15 protein-coding genes are annotated in these 15,031 nt (G+C 65.4%); 11 read left to right on the top strand and 4 right to left on the bottom strand.

The window, feature by feature from the left end:
- Window positions 1-20: 20 nt before the first annotated feature.
- The 5 genes from urtB to ACQP2U_RS38675 are packed head-to-tail and all read left to right on the top strand — an operon-like array spanning window position 21 to window position 4,289.
- Window positions 21-905 carry an urea ABC transporter permease subunit UrtB gene (urtB, locus tag ACQP2U_RS38695; RefSeq protein WP_397033677.1) on the top strand — a complete coding sequence of 295 codons (885 nt, stop codon included), beginning with the start codon at window positions 21-23 and terminating at the stop codon, window positions 903-905.
- Window positions 902-2,050, top strand: coding sequence for an urea ABC transporter permease subunit UrtC (urtC, locus tag ACQP2U_RS38690; protein ID WP_433712108.1), 1,149 nt, complete (start codon window positions 902-904; stop codon window positions 2,048-2,050). The genes urtB and urtC overlap by 4 nt, the downstream gene beginning before the upstream one ends.
- Window positions 2,047-2,889: an urea ABC transporter ATP-binding protein UrtD gene (gene urtD / locus ACQP2U_RS38685; protein WP_433712107.1), complete on the top strand. Its 843-nt coding sequence runs from the start codon at window positions 2,047-2,049 to the stop codon at window positions 2,887-2,889. Before urtC ends, urtD begins: the two co-directional genes overlap by 4 nt.
- Entirely contained in the window at window positions 2,882-3,574 is a 693-nt protein-coding gene (gene urtE, locus ACQP2U_RS38680; RefSeq protein ID WP_433712105.1) for an urea ABC transporter ATP-binding subunit UrtE, read from the top strand. Before urtD ends, urtE begins: the two co-directional genes overlap by 8 nt.
- A 10-nt stretch (window positions 3,575-3,584) precedes the next feature.
- Window positions 3,585-4,289, top strand: coding sequence for a GntR family transcriptional regulator (locus ACQP2U_RS38675; protein WP_433712104.1), 705 nt, complete (start codon window positions 3,585-3,587; stop codon window positions 4,287-4,289).
- Here ACQP2U_RS38675 and ACQP2U_RS38670 read toward each other — a convergent pair.
- Window positions 4,269-4,439, bottom strand: a complete 171-nt coding sequence (locus tag ACQP2U_RS38670) for a hypothetical protein (RefSeq protein ID WP_433712103.1) — start codon at window positions 4,437-4,439, stop codon at window positions 4,269-4,271. The two genes, ACQP2U_RS38675 and ACQP2U_RS38670, sit on opposite strands and share 21 nt — an antisense overlap.
- Before the next feature lie 71 nt (window positions 4,440-4,510).
- On the bottom strand, window positions 4,511-5,350 hold the full coding sequence (locus ACQP2U_RS38665; RefSeq protein ID WP_433712102.1) for a TetR/AcrR family transcriptional regulator: 840 nt from the start codon (window positions 5,348-5,350) through the stop codon (window positions 4,511-4,513).
- A gap of 75 nt (window positions 5,351-5,425) precedes the next feature.
- Here ACQP2U_RS38665 and ACQP2U_RS38660 point away from each other — a divergent pair, with 75 nt between their 5' ends.
- A complete protein-coding gene (locus ACQP2U_RS38660; protein ID WP_433712100.1) occupies window positions 5,426-6,658 on the top strand; it encodes an MFS transporter in 1,233 nt (410 codons plus the stop codon).
- A gap of 114 nt (window positions 6,659-6,772) precedes the next feature.
- Here the strand turns inward: ACQP2U_RS38660 and ramB are convergent, their stop codons facing one another.
- Window positions 6,773-8,179 (bottom strand): acetate metabolism transcriptional regulator RamB, encoded by a 1,407-nt coding sequence (ramB, locus tag ACQP2U_RS38655; RefSeq protein ID WP_433712098.1) that lies wholly within the window; start codon window positions 8,177-8,179, stop codon window positions 6,773-6,775.
- A gap of 92 nt (window positions 8,180-8,271) precedes the next feature.
- Here ramB and ACQP2U_RS38650 point away from each other — a divergent pair, with 92 nt between their 5' ends.
- The 5 genes from ACQP2U_RS38650 (at window position 8,272) to ACQP2U_RS38630 (ending at window position 13,448) form a co-directional block, all read left to right on the top strand.
- Entirely contained in the window at window positions 8,272-9,783 is a 1,512-nt protein-coding gene (locus ACQP2U_RS38650; RefSeq protein WP_433712096.1) for an ATP-dependent DNA ligase, read from the top strand.
- Window positions 9,784-10,185: 402 nt separating this feature from the next.
- Window positions 10,186-11,415, top strand: coding sequence for a lipase family protein (locus ACQP2U_RS38645; RefSeq protein ID WP_433712095.1), 1,230 nt, complete (start codon window positions 10,186-10,188; stop codon window positions 11,413-11,415).
- A 90-nt stretch (window positions 11,416-11,505) separates the two neighbouring features.
- On the top strand, window positions 11,506-12,798 hold the full coding sequence (locus ACQP2U_RS38640) for an anion permease (protein ID WP_433712093.1): 1,293 nt from the start codon (window positions 11,506-11,508) through the stop codon (window positions 12,796-12,798).
- Between the two features lie 11 nt (window positions 12,799-12,809).
- Entirely contained in the window at window positions 12,810-13,091 is a 282-nt protein-coding gene (locus ACQP2U_RS38635; RefSeq protein WP_433712092.1) for a hypothetical protein, read from the top strand.
- 12 nt (window positions 13,092-13,103) lie between these two features.
- The gene (locus ACQP2U_RS38630) at window positions 13,104-13,448 is read left to right on the top strand and encodes a DUF3349 domain-containing protein (protein WP_433712091.1); all 345 of its coding nucleotides are present in this window, start codon (window positions 13,104-13,106) and stop codon (window positions 13,446-13,448) included.
- A 152-nt stretch (window positions 13,449-13,600) separates the two neighbouring features.
- On the opposite strand, the gene ACQP2U_RS38625 is transcribed toward ACQP2U_RS38630, so the two are convergent.
- Window positions 13,601-15,016 carry a glycosyltransferase 87 family protein gene (locus tag ACQP2U_RS38625; RefSeq protein ID WP_433712089.1) on the bottom strand — a complete coding sequence of 472 codons (1,416 nt, stop codon included), beginning with the start codon at window positions 15,014-15,016 and terminating at the stop codon, window positions 13,601-13,603.
- Window positions 15,017-15,031: the final 15 nt, after the last annotated feature.

Genomic DNA, 15,031 nt, shown 5'->3' with positions numbered 1-15,031 from the left:
ACCCCGTTAGGAATCCAAATATGGACGTGTTGATCGGCCAGCTCTTCACCGGGCTGAGTCTGGGATCCATACTTCTGCTTGCGGCGCTGGGCCTTTCGCTGACCTTCGGTCAGATGGGCGTGATCAACATGGCGCACGGCGAATTCATCATGGCCGGGTGCTACACGACCTATGTTGTGCAGAAGGTCATCTCGTCGACCGGGGTATCGCTGGTCGTTTCCCTGCTTGTCGGTTTCCTGGTCGGCGGACTGCTCGGGGCGGCTCTGGAAATGGGTCTGATCCGGTGGATGTACGACCGGCCGCTGGACACCCTGCTCGTCACCTTCGGTGTGGGACTCGTGCTGCAGCAGGCCGCGCGTGACATCTTCGGCGCGCCCGCCAAGAACGTGCTCGCACCCGATTGGCTCAGCGGCGGTGTCACGATCGTCGGTGCGGTGGTGCCGAAGACCCGCATCTTCATTCTCGTGCTCGCGGTCGTCGCGGTGACCGCGCTGGCCACCGTGCTCAAGACCACCCCGCTCGGTCGGCGCGTTCGCGCGGTCGTGCAGAACCGTGGTCTGGCCGAGACCAGCGGCGTCTCCAGCCGCGTCACCGATATCAGCACCTTCTTCATCGGCTCCGGCCTGGCCGGGGTCGCGGGCGTCGCGCTGACGCTGATCGGTTCGACCAGCCCGACCATCGGACAGAGCTATCTGATCGATGCCTTCCTGGTCGTCGTGATCGGCGGGCTCGGGCAGATCAAGGGCACCGTGATCGCGGCCTTCGCGCTCGGCCTGCTGAATTCGTATATCGAATACTCGACGACGGCCTCGATCGCGAAGGTGATTGTCTTCGTCATCATCGTTATTTTCCTGCAGGTTCGTCCGCAGGGGCTATTCACCGTTCGGACGAGGAGCCTGGCATGACCACACTCGGACAACGTTGGCGCGCAAATTCTTCCGTGACCGCGTGGGGCGGCTTCATCGTCGCCGCGATCTTGCTGTTCGCGGTCGCGCCCGCCGTGCTCAGTGACTTCCGGCTCAACCTGCTGGCCAAATTCCTGTGCTTCGCGATCGTGGCGGCGGGCATCGGATTGGCGTGGGGCCGTGGCGGAATGCTTACGCTCGGGCAAGGTGTGTTCTTCGGCATCGGCGCATACATCATGGCGATGCATCTGCAGATGGCTGATGCGGCCCGGTTGCACAATGAGGTGCCCGAGTTCATGGAAATTGCCGGAATCCGTGAATTGCCGTCGTTCTGGCGGCCTTTCGCGTCGGCTCCGGTCGCCCTCATCGGCATTCTGGTGCTACCCGCGCTGATCGCGGCGGCACTCGGTTACGGCGTGTTCAAGCGCCGGGTCAAGGGCACGTATTTCGCGATCCTGAGCCAGGCTTTGGCCGCGGCGCTCGCGATCCTGCTGACCGGACAGCAGAAGATCGGCGGATTCACCGGACTTTCGGACTTCCGCGCCTTCTTCGGCTTCAAACTCTCCGATCCGGTGAACCGGCAGATGCTGTTCTTCATCGCGGCGGGCACCTTACTGCTGGTAGTCGCAGCGGTCCGCCAGCTCATGCACAGCCGCTACGGCGAATTGCTTGTCGCCGTGCGCGATCAGGAGGAGCGGGTGCGCTTCCTCGGCTACGATCCGGCCAATATCAAGATCGTGGCGTATGTGGTCGCAGCATTCTTCGCTGGCATCGCGGGTGCGCTGTTCACCCCGATCGTTGGTATCATCTCGCCCGCCGATATCGGCGTGGTGCCGTCCATCGCATTCATTATCGGTGTGGCGATCGGCGGGCGGACGACACTGCTCGGTCCGGTACTCGGCGCGATCGGTGTCGCCTGGGCGCAGACCGCGCTCTCGGAAGAGTTCCCTTCCAGCTGGACCTATCTGCAAGGCGTGCTGTTCATCGTGGTCGTCGGGTTCATTCCGGCGGGTCTGGCGGGGGTGTGGCCGATGGTGCAGGGGTGGCTGGGCAGTAAGTTTCGTGCGGCCCCCGCGCATGCTCGGGCAGTTGTGGATGAAACGCTGCCCGAAGTCGTGACCGAGGAGAAGGTGGAATCGCGATGAGCGCACACGACCCGAAGCCGGGCGGCAACGCGGGTATGTCCAGTGAGTACCTCGAAATCCGCGGTCTCTCGGTGAGCTTCGACGGGTTCAACGCGGTATCGGATGTGGATCTCACTGTGCTGCAAGGTGATCTGCGATTCTTGATCGGTCCCAATGGCGCAGGTAAGACCACGCTCATCGATGCGATCACCGGCCTGGTGCCCGCTACCGGATCGGCACAGAAGTCCGGCGTCGAATTCCTCGGCAAGAAGGTGCATCAGATCGCCAGGCTCGGCATCGGCCGAACCTTCCAGACGGCAAGCGTTTTCGAGCAACTCAGTGTGCTGCAGAATCTCGATATCGCGGCGGGTGCGGGGCGTTCGGCGCTGACGCTGTTGCGCCGGAGAAAGTCGGTCTTGCCGAGTATCGAAGAGGCGCTGGAGATCACCGGTCTCGGCGAGCTGCGCGACAAGCCCGCCGGTGTGCTGGCGCACGGGCAGAAGCAGTGGCTGGAAATCGGCATGCTGCTGGTGCAGAACGCCTCGGTGTTGCTGCTCGACGAACCGGTGGCGGGGATGAGCGCCGAAGAGCGCGAGGAAACCGGAAATCTGTTGCGGCGCATCGGCGGTGAGCGCATCGTCCTGGTGGTCGAGCACGATATGGATTTCATGCGTTCCTTCGCGAGCTCGGTGACCGTGCTTGCCGCGGGCAAGGTACTCAGTGAGGGCACCGTGGAACAGGTGCAGGCCGATCCGAAGGTACAAGAGGTCTATCTCGGCACCGCCGCTGCCATCGGCACCGAACTCGAAGACGCGCAGAGCGCGCAGGAGCTGACCGCAAAGGAGTCCGCCGATGCTTGAACTCATCGACATCCATTCGGGTTACGGCCGGACCGAGGTGATCCACGGCGTCTCGATCACCGTCGCGGATGACAGCGTGGTGGCGATCATGGGCCACAACGGCGCGGGCAAAACCACGCTGTTGCGCACGGCCGTCGGTCTGATCGGCAGCAAATCCGGACAGATCAACTTCAACGGTGAGGCGATCACCAAAATGTCGCCGTCGCGTCGGGTCAAACGCGGTATCGCGTATGTGCCGCAGGGGCAACAGAGTTTCCCGCAGCTCACCACCGCCGAGAATCTGCAGGTCGTCGCCGACGGCCGTAAATGCGGTAAGGCCTTGATCGACGAATCGCTCGATCTGTTTCCGGCATTGCGTGAACTGTTGAATCGCAAGGCGGGCCTGCTATCCGGCGGTCAACGACAGCAATTGGCGATCGCGAGGGCGCTGATCACCGAGCCGAAGCTGCTGATTCTCGATGAGCCGACCGAGGGCATCCAGCCGTCCGTCGTGGCCGAAATCGAGCGCATCATCATCGAATTGACCGGTCGTGGCGGACTCAGCGTGCTGCTGGTGGAACAGCACATCGGCTTCGCACTGCAAGCGGCGCAACGCTATTACGTGCTGCAGTCCGGCCGTGTGACATCCACCGGTGAAGGCGGAGCGGGCGCGGAGACCTCGGTTCGCTCGGCGATGGCGATCTGAGCTGGCCGCCATGACGCGCAGGGGGCGGGTGCCGCTCAGCGAGCGGGTTTACGAATCGCTGCGGCGGGACCTGGCCACGGGGTCGATCGTGCCCACCGAACGGCTCGGCGAGGAACGCCTCGCCGAGACCTACGGGGTTTCGCGCACCCCCGTGCGGGAAGCACTCGCCCGGCTGCAGGCCGACGGGCTGGTGGAGCGGCACGCCGACGGGCTCTACCCGTATCGACCGCGATTGGAGGAGCTGGGCAATCTCTACGAGCTACGGATTGTTTTGGAGACCAGGGGAATTCAGCGCGTCATCGGTATCGTCGGCGAACCAGCACCAATGCACGACTCGTCGCTGGTGCGTGCGGAACTCGATGTCTGGCGCGGATTTCGCGACGATCCGCCCGAGCCGGGACCCGCGCTGGTCGCCGCGGACGAACAGTTCCACACGAGTCTGCTCGCGGCGGCGGGCAATGCGGCGCTGGCGGACGCACTGACCGGCGTGTACGTCCGGGTCCGCCCGGTCCGCACCCTGGACCTGCCGACGCCGGAGCGGATCGCCACCATGACCGCCGAGCACATCGCTATCGCCGAACACCTGCTCGCGGGTGATCCGAATGCCGCGCTGCGCACCCTCACCGCACACATCGGAAGCTCGCGAACGCACGTACTCGCGCGTGCCCAGCAGGCGATCGAGTTCACGAAACTCTCACGTGCCGTGCGGGATTGACTCTTCGGTCAGTAAGCATTTCACGATCGGCGCGAGCGCGTAGCGCGACCGCGACATGAGGCCGCCGATGATCACGGCGGGTTCGCCGAAGTCGGGTGAGGTGTTCGCCACGATCGCGATCGAAACCCGCCGCGCGGCCCAGGCGACCATCCCGTACACCAGTGCTAGGAGGGTGGCTTTGAAGCCGAGTTGTCGCAGGTATGGCCAGATCGGAAATGCGATCAGTCGGCTAGAAGCTTCAGGACGACAGGGCGGGACAGGGTGCCCGAGACCTGACGGGCGAGTTGGTTGGCGCTGGTGCCTTCGGCGTGGGCGTCGCGCAGTGCGGCGGCGAGTTCGTCGCGGGCCGCATCGGCGGCGGCCTGGGCCGCGCGTAGCCGTTGCGCCGCGCGGTCTACGGGATCGACGCCCGTGGCAGCGCCGTCAACCCCGCTGTCCGATTCGGTGGTCAACTCATTGACCGGCTCGCGGTGCGGGACCGACTTATCCGTTCGCATCGCCGCCCTGGCGAACTCCATCATGAATTCGCGGGTCGCACCCTGATTCTCGGCATCCGCGCCGAGCAGCAGCCGGGTGGTCTGCGGGACCGCGAGGCTCCAGTTGGACAGGCCGCACAGGGCCAGCAGCAGGCGGCCCGCGTGACTGGCGTCGACATCGAACTGCTCCTTGGCGCGGTCGAATTTCCGCAGGTAGTGCTGGGCGCGCCAGCCGTCGATATCGTGCGCGTCGGTGCCGCGGTGCAGTCCCTCCCAGAGCAGAAGCCTGAGTAATTGCGGATTTTCGCGGTGATAGTCGAACAGCTTGCCCACATACTCGCCGGGTTCGGTCTCGGCAAGGGGTTGGACCACATCCAGGAATTCGCGCATGGTGTCGATCAGGATGACGTCGAAGAGTTTGTCCTTGCTGCCGAACAGGCCGTAGATGCGCTCCTTGTTCACCCCGGCCGCTTCGGCGATCCGGTCCACCCGCGCGCCGGCCAGGCCGTATTCGGCGAATTCGTCGCGCGCGGCGCGCAGCAAGGCCTGCTTGGTCGCGTCGCTGCGTTTCATGGTGACCGTCATGACCGCGACTTTACCATCCCATTAAACCAACTATTTGGTTGACAACCACCGTGTCATGGGCCTAACTTCGTCCACATGGCAACGCCGACTCTTCAGCTTCCGGCCGATATCCCGGCTCGGGCACGCACTCGCAGCGCGTCACCACGCGCGCACACCGGGCGCACCCTCCCTGTTTTCGTTCTGTCCGCTCTGCTGGCCACCGGCCAGATGTACATCCCGATTCCCCTGTTCACGGCGATGAAGGCCGACTGGAATGTGGGCGCGGGCGTAATGACCTGGATCATCAGCGCCTTCGCCTTCGGCTATGCGGGCGGCTTCGTGCTGTTCGGTCCGCTCTCGGATCGGTATGGCCACCGTCGGGTACTGGTCACTGGCATGATCGTCGCTGCGGTGGTCACGCTATTGACCGGCTTATCGGTCAGTGCGCCGATCGCGGTCGGTCTGCGCGTCGCACAGGGACTTGTCGTCGGTTCGATACCGCCCGCGATCATGGCCTATATCGCCACCCGCATCGCACCGACGCATCGCGCGGTAGTCACCATGTCGGTGGCCACCTCGTTCCTGGCCGCCACGGTGCTGGCGCAGATCGCCTCGCAGGCCGTCGTCGCCGCGTTCCCGTGGCGCACCATGTTCATCGGTTCGGCGGTCGTGTTCGTGGCGCTCGCATTCGTGCTGCGTGCGGTCATGCTCGATGACGCTCCGACCGGCCGCGACAAGCCACTCGTGCACAGTTACGCCGCGATTCCGGCCGTGCTGCGCATCAAGGCGCTGCTGCCGATGCTGGCCGCGGGCGCGCTGGCCATGGCGGTCATGGTCGGTGTCTACACCGGCATCGAAATCACTGGATTGGTCAGGGGTTCCGGTGAACTGCTCGCACTGCGTGCGGGTGCGCTGCCGGTGATGTTCGCACTGCCGCTGTTGGCCATCCCGCTTTCGCGCCTGACCAAGCCGGGCCAGATGGTGCTCGGCGTGTTGGTCGCAGCGACCGCCATGGTGATCGCCACTTTCGAAGGCACCCACCTCGCGGTCCTCACCATCCTGCTCGCCGTGCTGGTCGGCGGGCTCGGCGTCATCGCGCCCGCGGTCTTGCAGTCGGCGGGGGAGCTGGGCGGTGAGGCTCGCGCCGCCGCTTCCTCGGTCGCCATGTTCAGCTTCTACGTCGGTGCCACCGCCGGACCGCTGGTGGCCGCGGCCGCCGCGCCCCACGGCTTTTCGGTGCTGGCGTGGACCCTGGCCACCCTGCTGGTCGCGGCGCTCGGCCTGACTCTGTTCGGGGTACGGATCCAGCGTTCGTCGCCGCCTGCTTAGTCGAATGCGCTCGGCCGACATCGGATTCGCCGATGTCGGCCGAGCGCTCGCCGCGCCGCCTCCGCCTGGTATGCCGGACCGCGAGGGTTCCGATACCGCGTAGGCGGCACCGCCTCACTTGAGGACGTACGGGGAAACCGAGCTTCGATGCTCGCTGATATCGAGGACTTTGCCCAGCGGCGGGAACGCACGCTGCGGGCAATTGGCGCGTTCGCAGACCCGGCAGCCCGCACCGATCGGCGTTGCCTTCGCCTCGTCCAGATCGATGCCGTCGGCGTATACGACGCGACCAGCGTGGCGCAGCTCGCAACCCAGTCCGATCGCAAAGGTCTTGCTGGCCTGCCCGTATCGGGTCGCGCGGCGTTCGACGGTGCGGGCGACCCACAGGTACTTGCGCCCGTCGGGCATCTGGGCGATCTGCGTCATGATCTTGCCCGGATAGGCGAAGGTCTCGTAGACATTCCACAGCGGGCAGGTGCCACCGCTGGAGGAGAAGTGGAAACCGGTGGCGGACTGGCGTTTCGACATATTCCCCGCGCGGTCCACGCGCACGAAGGAGAACGGCACGCCGCGCAGTTTGGGCCGCTGCAGGGTCGATAGGCGATGGCAGATGGTCTCGTAACTCTGGGTGAAGAAGGCCGACAGGCGCTCGATGTCGTACCGGAAATCCTCGGCGACCTCGTGAAAGTGTGTGTAGGGCAATACGGTTGCCGCGGCGAAATAGTTCGCTAGTCCGAGCATGGCCAGCTTGCGGGTGTCCTCGGTGGCGAAATTGCCCTCCTCCACCAGCTTTTCGAGCAGATCCCCGCATTCGAAGTAGGCGAGTTCCGCGGCGAGTTTGAAGGTGCGCTGGCCGCCGGACAGGTGTGGCGCGATTTCGAGGCGCTGGGTCTGTGGGTCGTAGCGGTGCAAGACGCCCTCGCCGAGATCTATGCGCTCGACAATGCTCACATCGTGGGCGCGCAGCAGGCGGGCGATCTCACTGTTCACATCCCCGCCGTGTAAGCGGATGCGGGCGGTGAGTTCCTCTGCGGCGGTATCCAATTCGTGGATGTAGTTCTGTCGCTGGTAGAAGAAGTCGCGTACTTCCTCGTGCGGTTTGCTGATCGCCGCGCTGCCGGAGCCGTCGGCGAAGCGGTCCTCGGTGGCGGCGGCCAACTGCGCGGAAGTGTTGCGGTACCGGTTGTGCATATTGACCAGTGCGCGCGCCATGCTCGGATGTGCGGAGACCATATCCGCGATTTCCTGGGTATCGGCCTCGATGCCGAGCTCCTGGTCCATGACGACCTCTTGAAGTTCGGCAATGAGCCGGGTGTCGTCCTGGGAAGAGAAAAAGGTCGCGTCGACGCCGAACACTTCGCTGATCCGCAGCAGTACCGGTACGGTGAGCGGGCGCACATCGTGTTCGATCTGGTTGAGGTAACTCGCCGAGATCTCCAGCTTCTGGGCGAGTGAGACCTGGCTCAGCCCGCGTTCGGTCCGCAGCTGACGAAGCCGCGCCCCGACGTAAGTCTTGGCCATATGTCCAGTTTATGAGGGATTCGCAAACCTGCCAATGGGTAATTAGCAGCAGAGCTGAGCGATATGTCACAGGGGCGGGTTACCTTCGAGTGATGCTGTTCTCGGATGTCGTGCAGGCCTCGGAGACCGTCCGGGCGACCCGGTCCCGCAAGACGAAGATCGCGACGCTGGCCGCGCTGTTGTCCGCCGCTGCCCCGGATGAGCTGGAGCCAGTGGTCGCATGGGTTTCCGGTGAACTACGGCAGGGGCGCATCGGCACCGGCTGGCGCACCCTTACCGCACTCGAATGCGAGCCGAGTGAGCTTGCGACGCTGACGGTTTCGTCGGTGGACAACACACTCAGCGAATTGGCCACTACCTCAGGCCCCGGCTCGACGAACCGGCGCAGGGCATTGCTGCGCGGTTTGTGGACCGCCGCGACCGCCGACCAGCAGGCCTTCCTGATGCGGCTGCTCGGCGGTGAGCTGCGCCAAGGCGCGCTGACCGCAATCGTCGCCGAGGCGGTCGCGGTGGCCGCTGCGGTCCCGATCGAGCTGGTCCGCCGGGCGTACATGCTGTCGGGGCAGCTGCCGGTCACGGCCGTCGCCGCGCTGACCGGTGGGGCCGAGGCACTGAGCGAATTCCGGCTCGAGATCGGCCGCCCGATCCAACCCATGCTCGCCTCGCCCGGTGCGACGCTGGACGAGGCGATGGCCGAATTCGGTGACGAGGTGAGCGTCGAGCACAAACTGGACGGCGCGCGTATCCAGGTGCACCGCGAGGGCTCGCGGGTATGGGTATTCACCAGGACGCTGCGCGATATCACCGCCGGTGTGCCGGAACTGGTCGATCTGGTCGCTCAGCTCAATTGCGCGAGTGTGGTGCTGGACGGAGAAACGTTGGCGCTCAACGATTCCGGAAGGCCGCGTCCGTTCCAGGAAACGATGAGCCGCTTCGCCGAGGTCAGCTCGACCAGGGAATTGCTGCTGCATCCGTACTTCTTCGACTGTCTGCATCTCAACGGCGAGGATCTGCTCGACGCCCCGCTGCACAAGCGCCGTACAGCGCTGACCAGTGTGGCGGCCGCGCACAGCATCCCGGCGCTGATCCGACCCGACGCCGAGGCGGCCGCGGAATACTTCGACGGCGCGCTGGCCGCCGGACACGAGGGCGTCATGGTCAAGTCGTTGAGCGCAAACTATGCCGCGGGCCGCCGCGGCCGGTCCTGGCTGAAGATCAAGCCGACACACACCCTCGACCTGCTTGTGCTCGGCGCGGAATGGGGTTACGGCCGTCGCACCGGATATCTGTCGAATCTGCATCTCGGCGCGCGTGATCCGGAGACCGGCGATCCGGTGATGGTCGGCAAGACTTTCAAGGGCCTCACCGATGCGCTACTGCAGTGGCAGACCGCGGAATTCCCGAGGCACGAGCGTGCCCGCGACGAATACACCGTCTACCTCTGGCCGGAACTCGTGGTGGAGATCGCTCTCGACGGCGTCCAGGTGAGTCCGCGCTATCCGGGCGGCGTCGCACTGCGCTTCGCCCGCGTCGTGCGCTATCGACCGGATAAATCCGCCGCCGATGCCGACACCATCGAAACGGTCCGCGCGCTCCTGCCGTAACCGAATCGGCCTCGTAGCCGCCCGTCCGCCGAGTTGCCGGATCCGAACTCGGGCGGATTGTGTGGCACCCGAGCACCATCGCGTCGGGCGCAGTCGAAACGCGGTGCCGGACGGCGCGACGAGACGCGTTTCGACTGCGCTCGGCGCGCAGCCGGAGCTGATAGCGAAGCAACCTCTCTGGACGGGGCACCGATGGTTGTTCGGTCGAGTGTCCGCCGCCAACAGAATTGTTATGCCGACCGTGCCGTCCGGTTCCCGGTGTTCGAGCTGGTCATAGGCCAGACTGGCTCCGGTTCAGTCCGGTACACGCGCGGAAACGGGGACTCGGCGTTGCTCGGTACAGCACGAAAACAAGAGACGGGGTCGGCCATCGGTCGGCCGATGCGGAAGGTCCTCGGTGCGGTGACTTGTATCGGGGTGGTAGCGGCGGTCGGTATGGCGGCGCCGGGAACGGCTGCGGCGGACCCGAACCCGACGGCCGATTTCCTGCATCCCGCGCGTGATCCCGCCTCGGTCATGCCCACCCCGCTGGATGATCCCTTCTACACACCGCCGCGGGGTTTCGAAAACCTGCGTCCTGGCGCGGTGGCCGCGGCCCGTGTCGTCGATATCGGGTTGAAGCCGACGCCGCTCACCGCCACCGAACTGCTGATCCGATCGACCGATGCCAAGGGCCGTCCGGTGCCGGTGGTCGCCACCTTGCTCGTGCCATCGACACCGTGGCAGGGTTCGGGACCCCGCCCGCTCGTCGCCAACAATGTGCCGATCGATTCACTCGGCAACCTCTGTGCGCCGTCGCAGCAGCTCAAGATGGGACTGGCGGCCGGTCTGCGCTCGGTGCAGGTGCCGCTGTCGAAGAACTACGCGGTGATCGTGCCCGATCACCAGGGCCCGCGACAGGCATATGCGGCAGGTCGCATGGCCGGACATGCCGTGCTGGACTCGATACGCGCTGCCGTGCAGACGCAGGAGTTGGGGCTGTCGCCCGATGCGCCCACTATCGTGGCCGGGTACTCCGGCGGTGCCATCGCCTCGGGCTGGGCGGCGCAACTCGCACCGGTGTACGCGGGCGAGCTGAATCTCGTCGGTGCGGTGGTCGGTGGCGTGCCCGCCGACTTCGGCATGTTGATCGACACGATGAACGGCGCCAATGCCGCCACCGGTGTATTCCTGGCCGCAACCCTCGGGCTGGCCAGGGAGTATCCGGAGATGATGGCACTGTTCAACGACAACGGTTGGCGGCTCTCGCACTTCGCGAAGGATCTCTGCTTTCTCGACGCCGCATTGCTCGGTGCGCTCGCGCCGATACCCGCGGAAACACTCACCGACGTGCCGCACCCGACGAAACTGCCGATGATCAGGGAGATCCTGGCCGAGAACCGCCTCGGCACTGCCGCACCGCGGGTGCCGGTCTTCCTGTATCACGGCATCAACGAGTTCTGGCTGCCATTCGCCGGGGCCGAGCACCTCTACGACGACTGGTGCCGGTTGGGGGTTGCGGTGCGCTTCGAGGCCTATCCCGGCGAGCATCTGATCGTCGGCAATGTCGGGGCTCGGGCCGCCGATTCCTGGATCGATCAACGCTTCGCGGGTGCGCCCGCCGCGGTCGGCTGCTCGAAGATCAACAGGTAGAGCGAAGATTCACGGTAACCGATCGGAAATGCGTCCCGACAAGCGGCAACCGCATGGCAATCCGGATCGCGAGTGCCGCACACTGGAGGGGTGAGCGCGGACCTCTTGGTACTCCTTATCGTCATCGTCACGGCACTCGCATTCGATTTCACCAACGGCTTCCACGACACCGCCAATGCCATGGCGACCTCGATCGCCACCGGCGCGCTGCGGCCACGGATCGCGGTCGCGGTATCCGCGGTGCTGAATCTGCTCGGCGCATTCCTGTCGGTCGCCGTCGCCGCGACGGTGGCCAAGGGCATCGTCCGGCTCGATGCGGTGCAGGGCGAAGCGCTGCTCATCATCGTGTTCGCTGGTCTGGTCGGCGGCATTCTGTGGAATCTGCTGACGTGGCTGTTCGGCTTGCCGTCGAGTTCCTCGCACGCATTGTTCGGCGGCCTGATCGGCGCCACCATCGCCGCACTGGGCTGGGGCGGGGTGATCTGGGCGCACGGCGCGGACGGCGTGCTGACCAAGATCGTGTTGCCCGCCCTGCTCGCGCCGATCGTGGCCGCACTGGTCTCCGCCATCGGCACCTGGGGCATCTACCGGATCACCGGAAAGTCCGATCCCGACAAGGTGAACGAGGGCTTCCGCTGGGGCCAGATCGGTTCGGCGTCACTGGTCTCGCTGGCGCACGGCACCAATGACGCACAGAAGACCATGGGCGTGATCTTCCTGGCACTTGTCGCGCACGGCACATTGACCAAGAACGACGAAATGCCGCTGTGGGTGATGGCGGCCTGTGCCGTCGCCATCGCGGCGGGCACCTACCTCGGCGGCTGGCGGATCATCCGCACCCTCGGCAAAGGGCTGGTCGAAATCGACTCGCCGCAGGGGCTGGCCGCCGAATCCTCCTCCGCCGCCATCATCCTCACCTCGGCTCACTTCGGCCTGCCGCTGTCGACCACGCAGACCGCGACCGGATCCATTCTCGGCACCGGGCTCGGCAAGGGTGCGGAGGTGCGCTGGGGTGTGATGGGCCGGATGACGGTCGCCTGGCTGTTGACGTTGCCGCTCGCCGGTGTGGCCGGTGCCATCTGCTGGGCGATCGCGCATTTCATCGGCGGATTGCCCGGTGTGCTGGTGGTATTCGCACTCCTGATCGCGCTGTCGCTGGTGATGTATCTGCGGTCGCGGCGGGATCCGGTGGACACCACCAATGTCAACGAGTGGCCGGGCGACACGCCGGACTCCGGCACCGAGGTCGCCAAGGACACCGCGCCGGTCGCGCAAGACGGGCGCTCGCCGCGAGGCGGATCGCCCGCGCAGGGAACCGATGCGACCGCGCAGGGGCACAACGCGACCGCGCCGGGACCCAATAGTCGTTCGGCGCAGGTCTGAGGAGCCATATCGTGCACACACTCGTCACGAATCTGAACGCGCTGTGGAAGGTGACCGTCGCGGGTCTGGTGCTCGGTGCCGGTCTGCCGATCGTCTTCGCCGTCGGGGTTCGGCTCTGGTCGGTTGCCGAGACCGTGCCCGCGGAAGGTGGTGGCGCCCAACGCCATTATCCGGCACTGGCCGGTGCCTACGCCTGCTTCGCGCTGATCGTCGTCGCGATCGTCACTGGAATTCTTTACACCGCGAAGGCATTCCTTGCGGCAAAATTCGGTATTCATCTGTTCGGCGCATGAGGAGGGCGAATCGTGACTGATCCAGCGAAATCCGCTCAGGTCCGGCCGAATCTACTCGGCCGGGTCATCGGCTGGCTGCGCGCCGGTTATCCACAGGGGATTCCGCGGTCGGACTATGTCGCCCTGTTCGCGGTGCTGCACCGCCATCTGACCGACTACGAGGTGGTGGCGATCGCCGAGGAGCTGGTGGACTCCAATCCGGACAGCGAGATCAGCCATGCCGATATCGAAGCGGCGATAGCGCGGATGGCGAAGGAACAGCCGGATGCGCACGATATCGCCAGGGTCGCGTCACATCTGGCGGCGGGCGGCTGGCCGCTGGCCACCCCACTGACCGATCCCGAAACCGCCGATTAGCGCAAGGGCAGCCGAGTCGCGGGCACACCCGTCAACCGGCGGGGTGATCGGTTCCCAGCCGATTCACAGCTGGATTGCCAGCATTCTCGAGGTGATCGGAGCAGGATGATCGGTGTCGGCGAATGAGAAGCGGCTTCCAGTGAATAAGGGGCCTACCCCACGGCTTCCAATTCGCTCGACCCCGGCGGTTCACTGCTCGGACCGTCTTCCCGCCGACCGGCGGCGCCCACCCCTCGCTCGCGCCGCCGGTCCGGGAACTCCTCGTCGGGCGGCTGCGCAGCGGTCGGCCGGAGCGGAATCAGCCAGACGATGGCGGCGATCAGCGCGATGGTGGCGAGCAGGGCATACGAATCACCGAGCAGGAATTGCCATAGTGTCCAACGGAATTCGCGGCCCTCGGTTTGCGGTACCTGCCAGATCAGCCCCTGCGGCAGCAGTGGCAGGTCCGGATCCCATGCGCCGAACCGGTCGGACCGCAGCGGCCAGGCGAATACGAACAGATAGATGAGCGCGGGTACGGCGATCCGGACGGCGAGCCGACGATGGCGCAGCACGTGGATAACCCACAGCAGGGCGGGCGCGATCCACACCCAGTAGTGGGTCCAGGAAATCGGCGAGACCAGCAGCATTACCGTGGCCGCGAGCAGTACGCCGAGCAATTCGTCACCGCGCAGGTGGGCGATCCGCGCCGCCGCCATTCCGGCCAGCCCGAGCAGTCCGGCGCAGACGAACGAGGATGTGGTGTCGTTCCAGGTCGACCATTCCAGGCGGCCGAACATGCCGTTGATCGACTGATTCTGCACATAGGCGAAGCCGATTCTGCTCTGCGAGGTCGTGGTCGTGGTCCAGAACTGCAGCGCCTGGGTCGGCCGATACCAGAAGCCGATCGCCACCGTGGCGCCGAAGGTCGCGGCGGCCATCGCGGCGGCCCGGAACTGGCGGGTGATGAGCAGATAGACGATGAAGACCGCCGGGGTCAGCTTCAGTCCGGTCGCGATGCCGATGAGGATGCCCCGATATCGGCTCTGCTTGGGCATGGCGAGATCCGCCAGGACCAAGGCCATGAGGATCGCGCTGAGTTGACCGAATCGGAATGTCTGCTGGACGGGCTCCAACCAGATCGCGGCGCCGGTGACGGCGATGCTCAATGCCAGCAAACCGGTTCCACGGCGGATCCGCTGAAGTCTGGCGGCGCTCCAGACGCTCACGAACAGGGACACCATGGTGAGCACCGTGACGCCGGTCCCGATGTAGTTGATCGGGAATCGCGACAGTTCGGCACAGATCCACGCGGCGAAGACGGGATACAGGAAGGGCAGGCCGAGCGGTCCGCGGCCGTCGTACAGCAGCGCGGGATGAGTCGCCGCGGCCGCACCGCCCCACATATAGACCTGGAGATCGACTTGGTGCCAGTACATCTGCCAGTTGGGCCGCAGAAATAGCAGCCAGGCGCCGATGGACAGGGAGGCGAATACGATTGCGGCACTGAGCGTTGAATTGTGCGAGACCTTGGGTTGCGTCCCCGCACCGGCAGCGCGCTGTTCTCCTGTTTGCAGGATGACAGCCATGGAGTTGTTATTCCT

Origin of the sequence: Nocardia sp. CA-084685, assembly GCF_050955785.1 — a bacterium.
Taxonomy (GTDB): Bacteria; Actinomycetota; Actinomycetes; order Mycobacteriales; family Mycobacteriaceae; genus Nocardia.
This window is presented reverse-complemented; position numbering and strand designations above follow the sequence as displayed.

Bases quoted from the DNA above. Each gene is read 5' to 3' on its own strand.
- urtB (WP_397033677.1), top strand. From the start codon at position 21: ATGGACGTGTTGATCGGCCAGCTCTTCACCGGGCTGAGTCTGGGATCC.
- urtC (WP_433712108.1), top strand. From the start codon at position 902: ATGACCACACTCGGACAACGTTGGCGCGCAAATTCTTCCGTGACCGCG.
- urtD (WP_433712107.1), top strand. From the start codon at position 2,047: ATGAGCGCACACGACCCGAAGCCGGGCGGCAACGCGGGTATGTCCAGT.
- urtE (WP_433712105.1), top strand. From the start codon at position 2,882: ATGCTTGAACTCATCGACATCCATTCGGGTTACGGCCGGACCGAGGTG.
- ACQP2U_RS38675 (WP_433712104.1), top strand. From the start codon at position 3,585: ATGACGCGCAGGGGGCGGGTGCCGCTCAGCGAGCGGGTTTACGAATCG.
- ACQP2U_RS38670 (WP_433712103.1), bottom strand. From the start codon at position 4,439: ATGGTCGCCTGGGCCGCGCGGCGGGTTTCGATCGCGATCGTGGCGAAC.
- ACQP2U_RS38665 (WP_433712102.1), bottom strand. From the start codon at position 5,350: ATGACGGTCACCATGAAACGCAGCGACGCGACCAAGCAGGCCTTGCTG.
- ACQP2U_RS38660 (WP_433712100.1), top strand. From the start codon at position 5,426: ATGGCAACGCCGACTCTTCAGCTTCCGGCCGATATCCCGGCTCGGGCA.
- ramB (WP_433712098.1), bottom strand. From the start codon at position 8,179: ATGGCCAAGACTTACGTCGGGGCGCGGCTTCGTCAGCTGCGGACCGAA.
- ACQP2U_RS38650 (WP_433712096.1), top strand. From the start codon at position 8,272: ATGCTGTTCTCGGATGTCGTGCAGGCCTCGGAGACCGTCCGGGCGACC.
- ACQP2U_RS38625 (WP_433712089.1), bottom strand. From the start codon at position 15,016: ATGGCTGTCATCCTGCAAACAGGAGAACAGCGCGCTGCCGGTGCGGGG.